13 protein-coding genes are annotated in these 15,270 nt (G+C 70.0%); all 13 read right to left on the reverse strand.

Features of this window, described 5'->3' with window-relative positions:
- Positions 1-2 precede the first annotated feature (2 nt).
- On the reverse strand, positions 3-1,367 hold the full coding sequence (locus AC1D29_RS09290; RefSeq protein WP_477896460.1) for a glutamine synthetase family protein: 1,365 nt from the start codon (positions 1,365-1,367) through the stop codon (positions 3-5).
- Positions 1,368-1,425: 58 nt separating this feature from the next.
- Positions 1,426-2,229 (reverse strand): gamma-glutamyl-gamma-aminobutyrate hydrolase family protein, encoded by an 804-nt coding sequence (locus AC1D29_RS09295; RefSeq protein ID WP_477896461.1) that lies wholly within the window; start codon positions 2,227-2,229, stop codon positions 1,426-1,428.
- Positions 2,226-3,704 (reverse strand): NAD-dependent succinate-semialdehyde dehydrogenase, encoded by a 1,479-nt coding sequence (locus AC1D29_RS09300; protein ID WP_477896463.1) that lies wholly within the window; start codon positions 3,702-3,704, stop codon positions 2,226-2,228. Before AC1D29_RS09300 ends, AC1D29_RS09295 begins: the two co-directional genes overlap by 4 nt.
- On the reverse strand, positions 3,701-4,954 hold the full coding sequence (gene gabT, locus AC1D29_RS09305) for a 4-aminobutyrate--2-oxoglutarate transaminase (RefSeq protein ID WP_477897309.1): 1,254 nt from the start codon (positions 4,952-4,954) through the stop codon (positions 3,701-3,703). Before gabT ends, AC1D29_RS09300 begins: the two co-directional genes overlap by 4 nt.
- Positions 4,955-4,959: 5 nt before the next feature.
- The gene (locus AC1D29_RS09310; protein ID WP_477896465.1) at positions 4,960-5,307 is read right to left on the reverse strand and encodes a cupin domain-containing protein; all 348 of its coding nucleotides are present in this window, start codon (positions 5,305-5,307) and stop codon (positions 4,960-4,962) included.
- 4 nt (positions 5,308-5,311) lie between these two features.
- A complete protein-coding gene (locus AC1D29_RS09315) occupies positions 5,312-6,685 on the reverse strand; it encodes a glutamine synthetase family protein (RefSeq protein WP_477896467.1) in 1,374 nt (457 codons plus the stop codon).
- 8 nt (positions 6,686-6,693) lie between these two features.
- A complete protein-coding gene (locus AC1D29_RS09320; RefSeq protein ID WP_477896469.1) occupies positions 6,694-7,986 on the reverse strand; it encodes an NAD(P)/FAD-dependent oxidoreductase in 1,293 nt (430 codons plus the stop codon).
- A 26-nt stretch (positions 7,987-8,012) separates the two neighbouring features.
- Positions 8,013-9,602: a carboxylesterase/lipase family protein gene (locus AC1D29_RS09325; RefSeq protein WP_477896471.1), complete on the reverse strand. Its 1,590-nt coding sequence runs from the start codon at positions 9,600-9,602 to the stop codon at positions 8,013-8,015.
- 6 nt (positions 9,603-9,608) lie between these two features.
- A complete protein-coding gene (locus AC1D29_RS09330) occupies positions 9,609-11,999 on the reverse strand; it encodes a TonB-dependent receptor (RefSeq protein ID WP_477896473.1) in 2,391 nt (796 codons plus the stop codon).
- Between the two features lie 155 nt (positions 12,000-12,154).
- Positions 12,155-12,991, reverse strand: a complete 837-nt coding sequence (locus AC1D29_RS09335; protein WP_477896475.1) for a helix-turn-helix domain-containing protein — start codon at positions 12,989-12,991, stop codon at positions 12,155-12,157.
- A gap of 11 nt (positions 12,992-13,002) precedes the next feature.
- Entirely contained in the window at positions 13,003-13,494 is a 492-nt protein-coding gene (locus AC1D29_RS09340; protein WP_477896477.1) for a DUF3237 domain-containing protein, read from the reverse strand.
- A gap of 11 nt (positions 13,495-13,505) precedes the next feature.
- Positions 13,506-13,964 (reverse strand): DUF3237 domain-containing protein, encoded by a 459-nt coding sequence (locus AC1D29_RS09345; protein WP_477896479.1) that lies wholly within the window; start codon positions 13,962-13,964, stop codon positions 13,506-13,508.
- Entirely contained in the window at positions 13,961-15,262 is a 1,302-nt protein-coding gene (locus AC1D29_RS09350) for a serine hydrolase domain-containing protein (protein WP_477896481.1), read from the reverse strand. Before AC1D29_RS09350 ends, AC1D29_RS09345 begins: the two co-directional genes overlap by 4 nt.
- Between the last annotated feature and the right edge of the window lie 8 nt (positions 15,263-15,270).

Raw genomic sequence — 15,270 nt, forward strand, 5'->3', positions numbered from 1 at the left:
GATCAGACGTGCAGCAGCAGGTGCTCGCGCTCCCACGGAGAAATGACCTGCATGAACTCGGCATGCTCGATGGCCTTGACCTCGGCGTAGACGTCGACAAAGCCGTGGCCCAGCACATCGGCCAAGGCCTTCTCGCCCTTCAGCAGGTCCAGCGCCTCGCCCAGGCTGCGCGGCAGGCCGTACTCGCTCAGGTAGGCGTCACCCGTGCACTCCTCGGTGGGTTTGAGCTTCTGCGTGATGCCGAGGTAGCCGCAGGCCATCGTCGTGGCCAGCGCGATGTAGGGGTTCACGTCGGCGCCGATGACGCGGTTCTCGATGCGGCGCGCCGCCGGCGGTGACAGCGGCGATCGCAGGCCCACGGTGCGGTTGTCGATGCCCCATTGCGTGTTGATCGGCGCGGCCGTGAAGCGGGCCAGGCGGCGGTAGCTGTTCACATAGGGCGCCAGCAGCGCCATGGCCGCAGGCAGGTAGCGCTGCAGGCCGCCGATGAACCAATGGAACTCGTCGCTTGCCGTGCCGTCGGCGTTGCTGAACAGGTTGCTGCCGTCGGACGTGCGCACGATGCTCTGGTGCACATGCATGGCGCTGCCGGGCTCGCCGGCGATGGGCTTGGCCATGAAGGTGGCGTACATGCCGTGGCGCAGCGCGGCCTCGCGCACCAGGCGCTTGAACATGAACACCTCGTCGGCCAGGCCCAGCGGTTCGCCGTGGAAGAAGTTGATCTCCATCTGGCCGGCGCCGATCTCGTGGATCAGCGTGTCGACGTTGAGCTCCATCTTTTCGCAATAGGCGTAGATGTCCTCGAACAGCGGATCGAACTCGTTGACCGCGTCGATGGAATAGGCCTGGCGCGAGGTCTCGGCGCGGCCGCTGCGGCCGACCGGGGGCTTCAGCGGCAGGTCGGCATCGGTGTTGCGCGCCACCAGGTAGAACTCCAGCTCGGGTGCCACTACCGGGGCCCAGCCGCGCTCGGCATACAGGGCGCACACGCGCTTGAGCACGGAGCGCGGTGCAAAGGGCACGAGGTGTCCGTGGCGGTCGTAGCAGTCGTGGATGACCTGCACGGTGGGGTCCTGCGCCCAGGGCACGAGGCGGGCCGTCGTCGGGTCGGCGCGCAGTTCCATGTCGTGGTCGGTGGAGGCGATGACCTCGGTGTAGCGCGCGCTGCTGGGTGCTTCGCCGGTGACGCTCATCGCGATGGCGACCTCGGGCAGGCGCATGCCCTTGTCGGCGGCGAAGCGCTCGCGCGGCAGGATCTTGCCGCGGGCCAGACCGGTGAGGTCGGGCACCAGGCATTCCACTTCGCCGACGCGCTGCTCGCGCATCCAGTGGTTCAGGGTGTTGAAGTCGTGGGGTTGGGACTGCATGGGGATCTTTGGAGCGTGGGTGGCCCGCGGCCGGCGGCCGCGGGGTGGTTCAAGCCGCTCAGAGACCCGGTGGCCGGTGCAGGTCGCGCCAGTCCTGGCAGGCCGCACCGAAGGCCTTCAGGATGGCGAGTGACGCGGCGTTGTCGGCCGCCTGCCACTCGGGGTGCCATTGCAGGCAGAGCGCAAAGCCGGGGCCGGCCTGCAGGGAAAACGCCTCGACGAGACCGTCCGGCGCGCGCGCTTCGACGCGCAGGCCGTCGGCCAGGCGGTCTATGCCCTGGCCGTGGATGCTGTTGACGATCAATTCATTGCCCAACAGCCGGGCGAGCAGGCCGCCGGGTTCGAGATGCACGGGGTGCGACGGGCCGTACTGCACGCCCACCGGCGCGTCATCGTCGGCGCGGTGGTCGGCCAGGCCGGCCTGCTCGTGCACGGCCTGATGCAGGCTGCCACCGAGGGCCACATTGGTCTCCTGGAAGCCGCGGCAGATGGCCAGCAGCGGCAGGCCGCGCGCCAGCGCCAGGCGGATCAGCGGCAGCGTCCAGGCATCGCGCAGTGGGTCCAGCGGCAGCGTTTCGTCACGCACGTCGGCGCTGAAGTGCGCGGGGTGAACATTGGACGCCGAGCCCGTCAGCAGCACGCCGTCGGCGATGTCCAGCCAGCCTTCAAGCTCGTCCGGGTGCGCGGCCGGCACGACGATCGGATAGGCGCCCGCCAGGCGCACCGCCTCGATGTATTTGCGGCCAACCATGTGGAACGGGTGCTCGCCGTAGAAGCGATTGCAGGCCGGTACCAGCACGCGGGGTGCGTGGCGCGGCAGCGCGGCGGCAATGGGCAAGGTCGGGCTGAGGGACGTGCTCATTTGTGGAGATCCCCGAGGCAGAGGTATTTGGTTTCCAGGTACTCGTCGAGCCCTTGGTGCCCGCCCTCGCGGCCGAGGCCCGATTGCTTGACGCCGCCGAACGCCGCCTCGGCCGTCGAGATGAGTCCGGTGTTGATGCCCACCATGCCGTAGTCCAGCGCCTCGCCCACGCGCATCAACCGGCCGATGTCGCGGGTGTAGAGATAGCTCGCGAGCCCAAACTCCGTGGCGTTGGCGGCGGCGATGGCCTCGGCCTCGGTGTGAAAGCGGAACACGGGCGCTACGGGGCCGAAGGTCTCTTCGCTCGCGCAGCGCATCGCGGGCGTCGCGTCGGCCAGCACGGTGGGCGCGTAGAAGCGCTCGTTCACGCGCTCGCCGCCGGCCAGCAGGCGTGCGCCGTGGGCCAACGCGTCGGCAACGTGGGCCTCGACCTTGGCCAGCGCGTCGGCGTCGATCAGCGGGCCCTGCGTCGTCTGCGGATCGAAGCCGCTGCCCGGGCGCAGATCGTGACGCACGCGGGCGGCCAGCTGCTCGACGAAGCGGTCGTAGATGCCGTCCTGCACGTAGAAGCGGTTCGCGCAGACGCAGGTCTGGCCGGCGTTGCGGAACTTGGCCGCCAGCGCGCCCTCGACGGCGCTGTCCAGGTCGGCGTCGTCGAAGACGATGAAGGGCGCGTTGCCGCCCAGTTCGAGGGCCAGCTTCTTCAACGTCGGCGCGCACTGGCGCATCAGGATGCGACCGACCTCGGTGGAGCCTGTGAACGAGAGATGGCGCACCACGGGGCTGTGGCACAGCGCCTGGCCGATCGCGATGGAGTGCGCGCCGTCCGCCGTCAGCACATTCAGCACCCCCGCTGGCAGGCCCGCGCGCTGCGCCAGCTCGGCCAGCGCCAGGGCGGACAGCGGCGTCTGCTCGGCCGGCTTGATGACGACCGTGCAGCCGGCGGCCAGGGCCGGTGCGACCTTGCGCGTGATCATCGCGATGGGAAAGTTCCACGGCGTGATGGCCGCGCAGACGCCGATGGGCTGGCGCAGCGTCAGCAGGCGCTTCGTCGCGTCGTGGCTGGGGATGACCTCGCCGCCGGCGCGCCGGGCTTCCTCGGCAAACCACTCGATGAAGCTGGCGCCGTAGATCACCTCGCCGCGTGCTTCGGCCCAGGGCTTGCCCTGCTCGGCGGTAATCAGCGTGGCCAGGTCATCGGCATGGGTCTGGACCAGCTCGAACCAGCAGCGCAGCACGGCGGCGCGCTCCTTGGCGGGCTTGGCGCGCCAGGCCGGCAGCGCGCGCTCGGCGGCGGTGATCGCTTGCAGGGCATCGCCGGCGTCGCAATTGGCCACGTCGGCCAGGTGGGCGCCGTTGGCCGGGTCGAGCACGGCGAAACGCTCGTCCGCCTGGGGCCAGACGCCGTCCAGCAGCGCGCTGGTCTTCAGCAACGTGCCGTCCTTGAGCCGCTGCAAAGGGCTGCGCTGGCTCACGAAGCCTCCTCGGCGAGGGCCGCGGCCAACTCGGTCAACGCAGCGTCGAACTGCACGTCGGGGATGGTCAGTGGATACAGGAAGCGGATGACGTTGCCGTCCACGCCGCAGGTCAGCAGCAGCAGGCCGCGCTTCAAAGCCGCCTGCTGGACGCGCTTGGCGACGTCGGCGCTGGTGAACTCGGCGGCGATCATGGAGCCGACACCGCGGACTTCTTCCAGCTCGGGGCAGGTCTTCTGCTGCTCCCGCATGAATCGCGTCAGCCTTTCGCCGAGCACCTGGGCACGATGGCACAGGTCTTCTTCCTTCAGCACGTCCAGCACCGCATGGGCCGCGGCCACGGCCAGCGGGTTGGCCGCGTAGGTGCCGCCCAGGCCGCCGGGCGCCGGTGCGTCCATGACGTCGGCGCGACCACAGACGGCCGATAGCGGCATACCGCCGGCCAGGCTCTTGGCCGTCGTGATCAGGTCGGGCCGCACCGCGTAGTGCGCCATCGCAAACAGCGCACCGGTGCGGCCGAAGCCGGTCTGGATCTCGTCGGCGATCAGCAGGATGCCGTGCTCGTCGCAGATGCGGCGCAGGCCCGACATCAGCGCCGGCGGCGCGACGTTGAAGCCGCCTTCGCCCTGCACCGGTTCGATGATGATGGCCGCGACGCGCCTGGCTTCGATGTCGCAGGCGAAGAGCTGCTTCAGCGCGGCCAGGCTGTCCGCCACCGTGACGCCGCGGCGCTCGCTGGGGAAGGGCAGGTGGTGCACGTCGCCGGGGAAGGGCCCGAAGCCAACCTTGTAGGGCACGGTCTTGCCCGTCAGCGCCAGGCCCATCAGCGTGCGGCCGTGAAAGCCGCCGCCGAAGGCGATGACGCCGCTGCGGCCCGTGGCACAGCGTGCGATCTTGATGGCGTTCTCGACGGCCTCGGCGCCAGTCGTGAAGAAGGCGGTCTTCTTCTCGCCGTCGATGGGCACGATGGCGTTGATGCGCTCCGCCAGCGCGACGGCGCTCTCGTAAGGCACGATCTGGTAGGCCGTGTGCGTGAAGCGCTGCAGTTGCTGCTCGATGGCGCGCACGACGCGCGGGTGACGGTGGCCAGTGTTGAGCACGGCGATGCCGCCGGCGAAATCGGTGAACTGGCGGCCTTCGACGTCCCACAGCGTGGCGTTCTCGGCGCGCGCGGCATAGAAGTCGCACATCACGCCCACGCCGCGCGGGGCAGCCGCGCGGCGGCGTTGGTCAATCAACTGGTTTGTCATGGTGTTCAAGCGCCCTCGTGGGCCACAAATAACTTGCGCGTCGGCTGCAGCACTTCCCAAGTGCCGCTGAAGCCGCGCGGGATGACGAAGCGGTCGCCGGCGCGCAGCGTGTGGGCGTTGCCGTCGGCATCGGTCAGCACGCTGACGCCTTCGAGGATCTGGCAGAACTCTTCCTCGGTGTAGGCCACGTGCCAGGCGCCGACCTCGCTGTGCCAGTGGCCGGCGCTGAAGTCGCCGGTGGCGTCGACGTAGTGCAGCCACAGCGTCTGCAGCGGGTTGCCTGCGATGAGCTTTGCTGCCGGCAGGTGGTAGCTGCGCGGCTCGACGGTGCCGGTGATGCGGTGCAGGGTCATGGCGTCACACGTGCAGCAGCAGGTGCTCGCGCTCCCACGGCGAGATGACCTTCATGTACTCGGCGTACTCGATGTCCTTGATCTCGGTGTAGACGGTCACGAACTCGGGGCCCAGGACCTCGGCGAGGTCGGGCGACTGGCGCAGCAGCTCGACGGCTTCGCCCAGGCTTTGCGGCAGTTCGTGCTTGCCCAGGTAGGCGTCTCCCGTGCACTCGGCCGTGGGGGCGATGCGCTGCTTGATACCAAGGTAGCCACAGGCCAGCGTGGCGGCCAGCGCCACATAGGGGTTGGCGTCGGCGCCGATGACGCGGTTCTCGATGCGGCGGTTCTGCGCCGAGGCGATGGGCGAGCGGATGCCCACGGTGCGGTTGTCGGTCCCCCATTGCAGGTTGACCGGCGCGCCGAACTTGGCCGCCAGCCGGCGGTAGCTGTTCACATACGGCGCGAACAAGGCCATCGCCGCGGGCAGGTACTTCTGCAGGCCGCCGATGTACCAGTGGAACTCGTCGCTGGCGCTGCCGTCGGGCTTGCTGAACAGGTTGCTGCCGTCCCTGGCGCTGACCAGGCTCTGGTGCACGTGCATGGCGCTGCCCGGCTCGCCGGCGATCGGCTTGGCCATGAAGGTGGCGTACATGCCGTGGCGCAATGCGGCCTCGCGCACCAGGCGCTTGAAGAAAAAGGTCTCGTCGGCCAGGCGCAGCGGGTCGCCATGGAAGAAGTTGATCTCCATCTGGCCGGCGCCGATCTCGTGGATCAGCGTGTCGACGTTGAGCTCCATCTTTTCGCAGTACGCGTAGATGTCCTCGAAGAGCGGGTCGAACTCGTTGACGGCGTCGATGGAGTAGGCCTGGCGCGATGTCTCGGCGCGGCCGCTGCGGCCGACCGGCGGCTTGAGCGGCATGTCGGGGTCCACGTTGCGCTCCACCAGGTAGAACTCCAGCTCCGGTGCCACGACAGGCACCCAGCCCTCGGCCGCGAACAGGTTGCAGACGCGGCGCAGCACGGAGCGCGGCGCGAAGGGGACGAGCTGGCCGTCGGCGCCGTAGCAGTCGTGCAGCACCTGCGCCGTGGGGTCGGTGGCCCAGGGGACGATGTGCACGGTGCTGAGGTCGGGCGTCAGGTGCATGTCCCGGTCGTTGGCCGAGATCACGTCGTAGTACGGGCCGTCTTCGGGGAAGTTGCCCGTCACGCCCATCGCGACGATGGCCTCGGGCAGCTTCATGCCGCGATCCTCGGTGAACTTGGCGCGCGGCAGGATCTTGCCGCGGGCCACGCCGGTGAGGTCGGGCGCCAGGCATTCCAGCTCGGTCACGCCGTGCCGGTCCAGCCACTGCTCCAGGTTGGCGAAGGTCAGCAGTTCTCGTTCGGTCTTGTTCATGGTGAGGCTCAAAGCAGATCCAGCAGTCGGTACCAGGCCATGCCCAGCACCAGGGCCGGCGTGCGCAGCAGGCGCCCGCCGGGAAAGCGCCGGTGGCGCAGTCGTGAGAAGAGGTCGAAGCGGCCCGCGTCGCCGGCCATGGCCTGGGCGACGATGCGACCGGCCAGGCCGGTCAGCGCCAGGCCGTGGCCCGAGAAGCCCTGCAGGTAGTACAGGTTGCTGTCCAGGCGGCCGAAGTCGGGCGCGCGGTTCATCGTGATGTCGACGAAGCCGCCCCAGGCGTATTCCACCGGCAGGTCGCCCAGTTGCGGGAAGGTCATCACCATGCGGCGGCGCATGGTTTCGACCAGGTCGGCGGGCGTGCGCGTGCTGTAGCTGACCTCGCCGCCGAACAGCAGGCGGTGGTCGGCCGTCAGGCGCAGGTAGTCCAGCACGAAGTTGGTGTCGCACACCGCCGCCCGGCTCGGGATCAGCGCGTTGGCGCGCGCCTCGCCCATGGGCGCGCTGGCGATGATGTAGGTGCCGACGGGCATGATGCGCGGCTCCAGGGCCGGGGCTACGCCTTGCAGGTAGACGTTGCCGGCCAGTAGCGCCTGGCGCGCGCTGACCTGGCCCTGGGCCGTGTGCAGCGTGACGCTGGCGCCGCGCTCGAGGCGCAGCACGGGGCTGTGCTCGTGGATGCGCACGCCGGCCTGCCGTGCCGCGCGGGCCAGGCCCAGTGCGTACTTCAATGGATGCAGGTGGCCGGAGCGCGGGTCGTAGAGGCCGCTGTCATAGCGCGGGCTGTCGACCCAGCGGCGCATGTCGGGTGCGGCGATGCGTGGCATCTCGTAGCCATACAGGCGCTCGATGCGGTCCGCCCACTGGGACAGTTCCCGGCCCTTGCGCGGGCTGGTGGCCACGCCGACGAAGCCGTCCTGCAGGTCGCAGTCGATCTTGTGCTGCCGGCAGCGTTCGCGCACCAGGTCCAGCGCCTCGATGCTCATGTCCCACACGCGGCGCGCGTCCTCCAGCCCGAGCTGGGACTCGATCTCCGCCACATCGCAGGCCAGGCCATGGATGAGCTGGCCGCCATTGCGGCCGCTGGCGCCCCAGCTCACTTCCTTGGCCTCGAGCAGCACGACCTGCAAGCCTTGCTCGGCCAGGTCCAGTGCGGCGCACAGGCCCGCCAGGCCACCGCCGACCACGGCGACGTCGCATTGCACGCGCCCCTGCAGCGGTGGCTGCGCGGGCGGTCGTTGCGTCGTCGCGGCGTAGTAGGAGTGCCGGCTCAGCTCGAGGTCAGACTGGAGGAAGTTCATGGCGCACGCTGCGCGTTTCTGCTGGGTTACTGCGGAGAGAACAGGAGCTCGCCCACCGCGTGCTCGTCCGGCGCCGAGGCGTCGAACGGCATGTCGCCCCAGGCCAGGCGTTGGGCGGCGAGCGGGTCGTTGAGCACCTGCGGCGCGAGGCCCAGGTCCATCGTGGCGCGGGTGCTGGTGTCGTAGCGCGGCCAGTCGGGCAGCTCGGTTGCGGCTGGCGTGCCGCCGTGGGCGAAGGCCGTCCACGCCTGCTGCATGCGCTGGGCCAGCAGCTCGCGGCCGTCGCAGCGGCCGGTGAAGGCGATGGCGCTGGGGTCCTCCAGCGCGCCGAACAGGAAGGGCAGCTCCATCGCGTGCGCCGACTGGTAGCAGGCGACTTCTGACGTGGAGCGGTAGGTGAACAGGTACATCCACACCGGCTGGCGCCGGCACAGGTTCTCGGCCAGGCGGATGGACGGCAGGCGGAAGACGATGTCGCCGGCGAGCTGGATGCGCCCGCCGTCGCCAAAGCCGTAGGTGCGCTCGACGTCGGTGGCGCGTTCGCCGGCGACGTCGCGCAGTTGCGCACTCAGCGACGCGGCCGGCTTGCGCAACAGCGCCACGTCTTCGATCTCGGTCCAGAAGCGGATCTCGTCCAGCGTCGTGCCGATCAGCACCGGGACCTGGGCCCCGTGGCCGTCGCGCAGGCGGGCGATGGCGTGCTGCTCCAGCACGACGCCGTCCACCGTGGGCCAGAAGGCGTTGTCGGCCACACCGGAGTCGAACAGGCGTTGCTGCAGCGCCAGCAGGTCGGCCGTGCGCAGCGCCTGCAGCTCCTGCACGGTCGTCACCTCGGCCAGCGCCATGAAGGCCTTCGTCGCCTCCGCTGCGCGCACCGGACTGCGGCCCAGCTGCGGCGACATGCTCTGCACGATGGCCTTGTGGAACAGGCCGCGCGCCGGCGGCATGCTGAGCAGCATGGCCACGCTGGCGCCGCCGGCGGACTCGCCGAAGATCGTCACGTTGTCCGGGTCGCCGCCAAAGGCCGCGGCGTTCTGGCGCACCCAGCGCAGCGCCTCGACCTGGTCGAGCAGTCCGACGTTGCCGCTCTCGGCGAACTCGGGCCCGCCCACTTCGGCGAGGTACAGGAAGCCGAACGCGCCCAGCCGGTACTGCACCGTGACGACGACGACGTCGCCGCCGGTCGCCAGCGCGGCGCCGTTGTACCAGGCGTTGCGGGCGCTGCCCTCGATCAGCGCGCCGCCGTGCAACCACACCATCACGGGGCGGCGGCGGCCGTCCAGCGCGGGCGTCCAGATGTTGAGCGTCAGGCAGTCCTCGTGGATGACGTTGTTGCCGTTCTCGGTGACGTCGGTGCCGGCCAGCTGCGGGCAGGCCGGGCCGAAGTCCATGGCCTCACGCACGCCTTCCCAGGCCGCGGCCGGTTGGGCAACGCGAAAGCGTCGTTCCCCCACCGGGGGCAGCGCGTAGGGAATGGCGCGGAAGGACAGGGCGCCCTGGTCATGCACACCACGCAGCCGGCCGGTGGCAACTTCCACCTCGGGGCGCGGTTGCGCACTTTTCAGGACGTGTTCGATCAGCCGCAGCTGGCGCGCGGCGCTGGAAGGGAGCGACATGGGAACTTAGAACTTGTAGGCCGCGTTGAAGCCGACCGTGCGCGGGCGGAAGGTGGCGGCTTGCAGCGCGGGGGTGTCCGCCGTGCGCAGCAGCGTGGTGCGGCTGTTGAACAGGTTGTTCACGTACAGCGACAGGTCCACGGCGCCCATGCGCAGGCCGCCGTACAGCGAGACCTGGTGGGTGGCCGGTGCTTCGTAGAGGCTCGCGCGGTAGTCCAGGTTGCCGACCGGGCCAGTGCGCTTGTAGCTGCTGCCGTACTGGTAGTCGCCGCGCAGCGTGGCGCGCCAGCCGTCGGCCAGCGCCCACGCGTACTCGGCGCCCAGCGTCACGTTGACGCCCGGGATGGGCAGCGACTGGCCCTTCTGCGACAGCGCCACGCCCGTGCCGACGGTGCTGCCGTTGCCGTAGATGGTCTCGGTGTACTGGGCGTCGGTGTAGGCCAGCGTGGCCGACAGCAGCAGCTGGCGGGTGGCGCGCAGCTGCAGCTGCACATCGCCGCCGACGCTGCGCGCATGGCCGGCGTTGGCGGTGAAGCCGAACAGGCAGCTGGGCAGGATGGAGCTCGTCTGGATGTTGCGCCAGTCGACGTAGTAGACCGAGCCGGCCACTTCCATGCGCTGGTCCAGCAGGCGGCTCTTGTAGCCGATCTCATAGCTCCACAGCGAGTCGCCCTGGTAGGTGCGCGGCACGTCCGAGACGCCCAGGTCGGCCAGGCTGGGGCCGCACTGCGGCACGGCGGCGTACGACGGGTTGGCGCCGCCGACGCGGTCGCCCTTGGCGGCGCTGGCGTAGACCAGCGAGGCGTCGCTCAGCTCGTGGCTGATCGCGAGCTTGGGCAGGTTGCTCTTGCCCTTTTGCTTGCCGTTGAAGTTGATGTCACCGCCGGCAAAGGGGCCGCTTTCCAGCGTCTGGAACTCGAACTCGTTGCGGCCCAGGCGCAGGCCCAGCGTCAGCGTGGTCTTGGGTGCCAGCTTGATGCTGGCCTCGCCGAACACCGCTTCACTGCGGTCCTTCAGCGTGTCGTCCTCGGTGTAGGGGTACTCGCCGTTCGGGCCGCTGTTGGGCAGGCCGAAGATGAAGATGGCCGGTGCGCCGAAGGCGGTCAGCGTGATGGGGTCCAGGCTGCCGATGATGCGCTGGCTCATGGTCTGGTGGGCGCGCGATACATAGACGCCCGCCACCCAGCTGAGCTTGCTGTCGGCCGACTCATTGGACGAGACGCGGAACTCCTGCGCCGCGTTGCGCTGGTGGGTAGCCTGGGTGCTGCGCAGCACGTAGTCGGGGAAGCCGGGCAGCACTTCGACGGGGCCGCCGGTCATGCTGCGCGGGTCGCCCGTGACGCTGGCGGGGATCACATAGCTCAGGTCGTCCAGGCGGCTCTGCTTGCGCTCGTAATAGGACGTGACGGACTTGAAGGTCAGGTCGTCGGTCTCGTAGCTGACCGCCAGCGCGGACAGGCTGAAGCGGTCCTTGGTGGGCTGGCGCAGCTTGTTGTAGGTGTTGAAGGGGCCCGCGTCCTCGTAATAGATGTTGCGGTCCTTCTCATGCGTGCGCTGCACGTAGATGGACGGCGCGATGGTCAGCTCGGCCGTGGGCTTGATCAGCAGCGCGACGCGGCCGACGGTGGCCTCGCCCTGGTTGGTGTCCTTGTCCGTTACCGCACCGGTGGCGCGGTCGACATGGTTCATGTAGCCGCCCTCCTGCTTGTGCCAGAGGCTGGCGCGGAAGGCCACGGTGTCGTTGACGGGGCCGCCCGCGGCGACGCCGGCCTGGTAGGACATGTCGCCGCCCTGCGTGGCGGCGATGCCGGCCTTGGCCTCGCCGCTGAACTTGTCGAAGCGCGGCGTGGGCGTGATGAAGCGGATGGCGCCGCCCTCGGCGCTGGAGCCGAACAGCGTGCCCTGCGGGCCGCGCAGCACCTCGACGCGATCCAGGTCGAAGACCTGCGGGTAGGCGGTGCCGCCGGTCAGCACGCTGAGGTTGCGGGTCTGGATGGCCGCGTCGTCGATGTAGACGGCGGTCGTGGCCGCGCCGGCGTTGGAGGCGATGCCGCGGATGGCGATGTTGGGCGTGCCGAAGGGTGTCGTGGACGGCGTGGCGCTCAGGCCCGGGCTCAGGCGGCTCAGGTCCTGGATGTCGCGCACGCCCTGCTTGGTCAGCTGCTCCTGGCCGACGGCGCTCAGGCTCATGGGCACCTTCTCGGCGAACTGCGGACGCTTCTGCGCGGTCACGACCACGCGGGTCAGCGTGACGCCGTCGTCGCCTTCCTTGGTGGTGGCGGTTTCAGCAGCGGTGGCCTGGGCCCAGGCGGCGGGAGCGCAGCACAGCAGACCGGCCGCCATCGCGACGGCGGACAGGCGGGCACGGGGTGCTGCAAAGGAGACGGAAGGATTCATGGAACCTCGCGGATGAATGGCTTGGGTGACTCGCTACGGCCTCGCTGCCCGTACTGCTCTCGGGTGGGTAGCGGCTGAAGGTCAGCGTAACGACGGGGTGCCCGATGGCGCTTGTATGAAACGGGGGATTTCTGTGCCGCTCGTTGCGCCGGCGCTCAGGCGCCGTGGCAGTCGGCGCGGCGGATGCCGGGCTGCAGCGTGGCGCTGGCGGTGAGACCGAAGTAGCGCCGCACGGCGCGGCTGCCGTGCGGGGCGTCATAGAAGCCGGCTTCCAGCAGCGAGTCCTCCGCGCTGCAGGCGGTGGCGGCTGCGTGCGCGCCGACGCGCTGGGCATCGACCAGGCGGTGCAGCCGCGACCACATCTGGTAGCGCGACAGGCTCATGCCGGCGACTTCGCGGAAGGCCTTGCGCAGATGCTCGGGCGACCAGCGCACGCGCTCGGCCAACTGGCCCACGCTGAGCCGGCAGGCGAGGTCTTCGCGCAACAGCGTGGCGACGGTGCGCAGGCGCCAGTCGGCGTCGGGCTCGGGCGCCTGGGCCAGCAGCGCGGTGCGCAGGCGGGCGACCCAGGCCAGCACGGCGCCGCGGTCCGCGCCGCCCTGGCACAGGGCCTGGAACCAGTCGGGCTCCCAGCCGGGCAGCGCCGGTGCCGTCCACGGCAGCAGCGCCTGCGTGTGGCAGAGGTGGGTCAGTGCGCGGCCCGCCGCGCTGAGCGGGTCCCAGTAGAGGAAGGCCGCACCGACGTCGCGGTCGGCGCTGCAGCTGCTGCTGCCGGCGGCATGCAAGATGGCGGGCGCGCACAGCGGCGCGGCAGCGCCGTCGCCCTGCACCTGCAGCGCGCGGCCTGGCTGACCCAGCAGCAGGCAGGGCGCCGCCATCTCCGAGCGGGCATAGCTGCCGGACGCATCGACGTACAGCAGCCAGTCATCGCCCACATAGGCGGCCGCGCCAACGGCAGCGGCTGGCGTTGCGTTGGCGAGGCGGGCACCCATGGCGATGTCGCTCAGACCAGGCGGAAGATGTCGAGCGTCACGCCGTCTTCGCTCTCGTAGCGGATCTCGCCGACGAAGACCGATTCGTTCAGCCAGGCGTAGCGCCCGGCCGGCGCCTGGAAGACGGGCGTGCACAGGCAGCGGTACAGCTCGGGCGCGGGCGGCCAGGAGGGCAGGTCACGCTCGTTGACGCCGGGCGCGTAGCGCAGCAGCGCGCGGTTGCTGACCTGGATGACGGTGCCGTCTTCGGTGCGCAGGCAGTAGCGCGCATCGGGCTGGCCGACGCCGTCGCGGCGCTCCAGGTACCAGTCGGCGCCGCCGGGCATGATGTCGCCGCGCAGCAGCGTGCCCTCGAAGCGGCCGCCGACGATGGGGTAGTTCAGGCGCCGGCCTTCGGGGAAGTCGCCGACGACGACCTCGTCGCCGCAGACGACGTCCAGGCGCATGACCCAGGCATTGGCCAGCGGCGCGATGCTGCGTGACAGGTTGTTGGCTTCGGACATGTGGATTTCCTTCAGTCGAAGCGGAACAGGTCGATGCGAACCTGACCCAGCGCGGGGTAGTCGACGCGGCCGGCGAACACAGCCTGGTTCAGCCAGGCATAGGGCCCTTGTGGCGCCTCGAACACCGGCACGCAGTGGCAGCGGAACGGCCCCTCCTCGTTCGGATGGCCATCCGGTCCCGGGGCTGCCCACAGCAGCCCGCGGTTGTGGATGTTGATGAGCACGCCGTCATGCGTGCGCAGCGCATAGCGCGCGTCCAGCACACCCACGCCATCGGCGCGGCGCAGGAAGCGGTCCACGCCAGGCAGCACCTCGCCGCTCAACTCCGGGCCGAAGAAGCTGCCGCCGAGGATGGGGTAGTTCTCGCGCAGGCCGTCGTCCGTCTGGCCGATGGCCTGCAGCGGCGCGCACTGCACGTCCAGCCGCATGACCCAGCGGCTGGTCAGCGAGGGGGCGACGGCCGAGGTCATGCCGCCACCGCCCGCGGCGCGACATGCTGGTTCAGCGCCTTGATCATCTCCAGCGTGTCGATGTTGATCGCCGCGACCGCGTGCGGCGGCGACGACTGCTTCACCACGACGAGGCCGGTGTCGAAGTTCACGTACAGCGTCTGGCCGTGAATGCCGATGGCCAGCAGTGCCTGGCCGTTGAACACATACCACTGGCTCTTGTACGACAGCGGGCCGATGGGCGCGAACTCGGGGTTGCGCGCAAAGATCGCCGGGTCGCTGCCCGCCAGCAGCGTATCGATGACGGCCGCGGGGATCACCGACTCGCCGCCCACGCGGCCGCGGTCCAACAGCATCTGACCGAAGCGTGCCATGTCGCGCAGTGTCGCGCTGAAGCCGGCGCCCGCGACGCCGCGGCCGAGCGAGTCGGCAATGAAATAGCCATCGCGCTCGCAGCCCAGGCGCCCCCACACCTGCGCCAGCAGCTCGTGCGCGGCCACGCCGGTCGCACGCTCCATGACCCAGGCCAGCACCTCGGTGACGGCGGTCACATAGTCGAAGAAGCCGCCGTGCTCGCCCTTCTTGCGCAGCCGCGGCAGGAAGCTGTAGAGGCTGTCCAGGCCGGCGTACTCGGCCGGTGTTTCGGCGAGGTCGTCCGCATAGGGCGGAGTCAGGCCGCAGGCCATGCCGAACTGCGAGCTCTCGGAACGCGGGTCTTCGTAGTTCTCGGTGTAGTGGACGCCCACGGCCATGTCCATCAACTGGCGCACGGTCGCGTCGCCGAAGGCGCTGCCGCGCAGCTCCGCGACGATGTCCTGGGCCAGCTTCGTGTCGTCGAGCCGGCCCTCGTGGACCATCCACTGCGCCAGCGTGCCGATCATCGACTTGGTCACCGAGAACATGATGTGGCGCGTCTGCGGCGCATGCCCGTTGGCGTAGTGCTCGAACAGGATGCGGCCGTGCTGCAGCACGATGAAGCCGTCGGTATCGCTGGCGGCCAGGTGCTCCGTCAGAGACACCTCGGGCCCGCCGACGCTGCGAAAGCGCAGGCCCGCGAGGCTGGCGTCTTCCTGGCGCGGCAGCGCGCGCGGTTGGCCGCTGGCCGGCACGTCGATGGTGGGCAGCAGGCGGGCGATGTGCTGGAAGCCCCAGCGATGAAACGGCGGCCGCATGAAGTTGCGCCGGGTGACCTGCGCCGCTGCGGCGGGTGGAAAGCCGGCCATCAGCCCCTGTTCACGCCAGCTCGGTGCCGGCTCGGCGCTGGCCTGCGCGTAGCTGGCGCGGATCAGCGCGGGAATGTCGAAAGGGGGCTGGGACATGGTGCGAA

The organism is Roseateles sp. P1_C6 (assembly GCF_056406315.1).

Bases quoted from the DNA above. Each gene is read 5' to 3' on its own strand.
- AC1D29_RS09290 (WP_477896460.1), bottom strand. From the start codon at position 1,367: ATGCAGTCCCAACCCCACGACTTCAACACCCTGAACCACTGGATGCGC.
- AC1D29_RS09295 (WP_477896461.1), bottom strand. From the start codon at position 2,229: ATGAGCACGTCCCTCAGCCCGACCTTGCCCATTGCCGCCGCGCTGCCG.
- gabT (WP_477897309.1), bottom strand. From the start codon at position 4,954: ATGACAAACCAGTTGATTGACCAACGCCGCCGCGCGGCTGCCCCGCGC.
- AC1D29_RS09310 (WP_477896465.1), bottom strand. From the start codon at position 5,307: ATGACCCTGCACCGCATCACCGGCACCGTCGAGCCGCGCAGCTACCAC.
- AC1D29_RS09315 (WP_477896467.1), bottom strand. From the start codon at position 6,685: ATGAACAAGACCGAACGAGAACTGCTGACCTTCGCCAACCTGGAGCAG.
- AC1D29_RS09320 (WP_477896469.1), bottom strand. From the start codon at position 7,986: ATGAACTTCCTCCAGTCTGACCTCGAGCTGAGCCGGCACTCCTACTAC.
- AC1D29_RS09325 (WP_477896471.1), bottom strand. From the start codon at position 9,602: ATGTCGCTCCCTTCCAGCGCCGCGCGCCAGCTGCGGCTGATCGAACAC.
- AC1D29_RS09330 (WP_477896473.1), bottom strand. From the start codon at position 11,999: ATGAATCCTTCCGTCTCCTTTGCAGCACCCCGTGCCCGCCTGTCCGCC.
- AC1D29_RS09335 (WP_477896475.1), bottom strand. From the start codon at position 12,991: ATGGGTGCCCGCCTCGCCAACGCAACGCCAGCCGCTGCCGTTGGCGCG.
- AC1D29_RS09340 (WP_477896477.1), bottom strand. From the start codon at position 13,494: ATGTCCGAAGCCAACAACCTGTCACGCAGCATCGCGCCGCTGGCCAAT.
- AC1D29_RS09345 (WP_477896479.1), bottom strand. From the start codon at position 13,964: ATGACCTCGGCCGTCGCCCCCTCGCTGACCAGCCGCTGGGTCATGCGG.
- AC1D29_RS09350 (WP_477896481.1), bottom strand. From the start codon at position 15,262: ATGTCCCAGCCCCCTTTCGACATTCCCGCGCTGATCCGCGCCAGCTAC.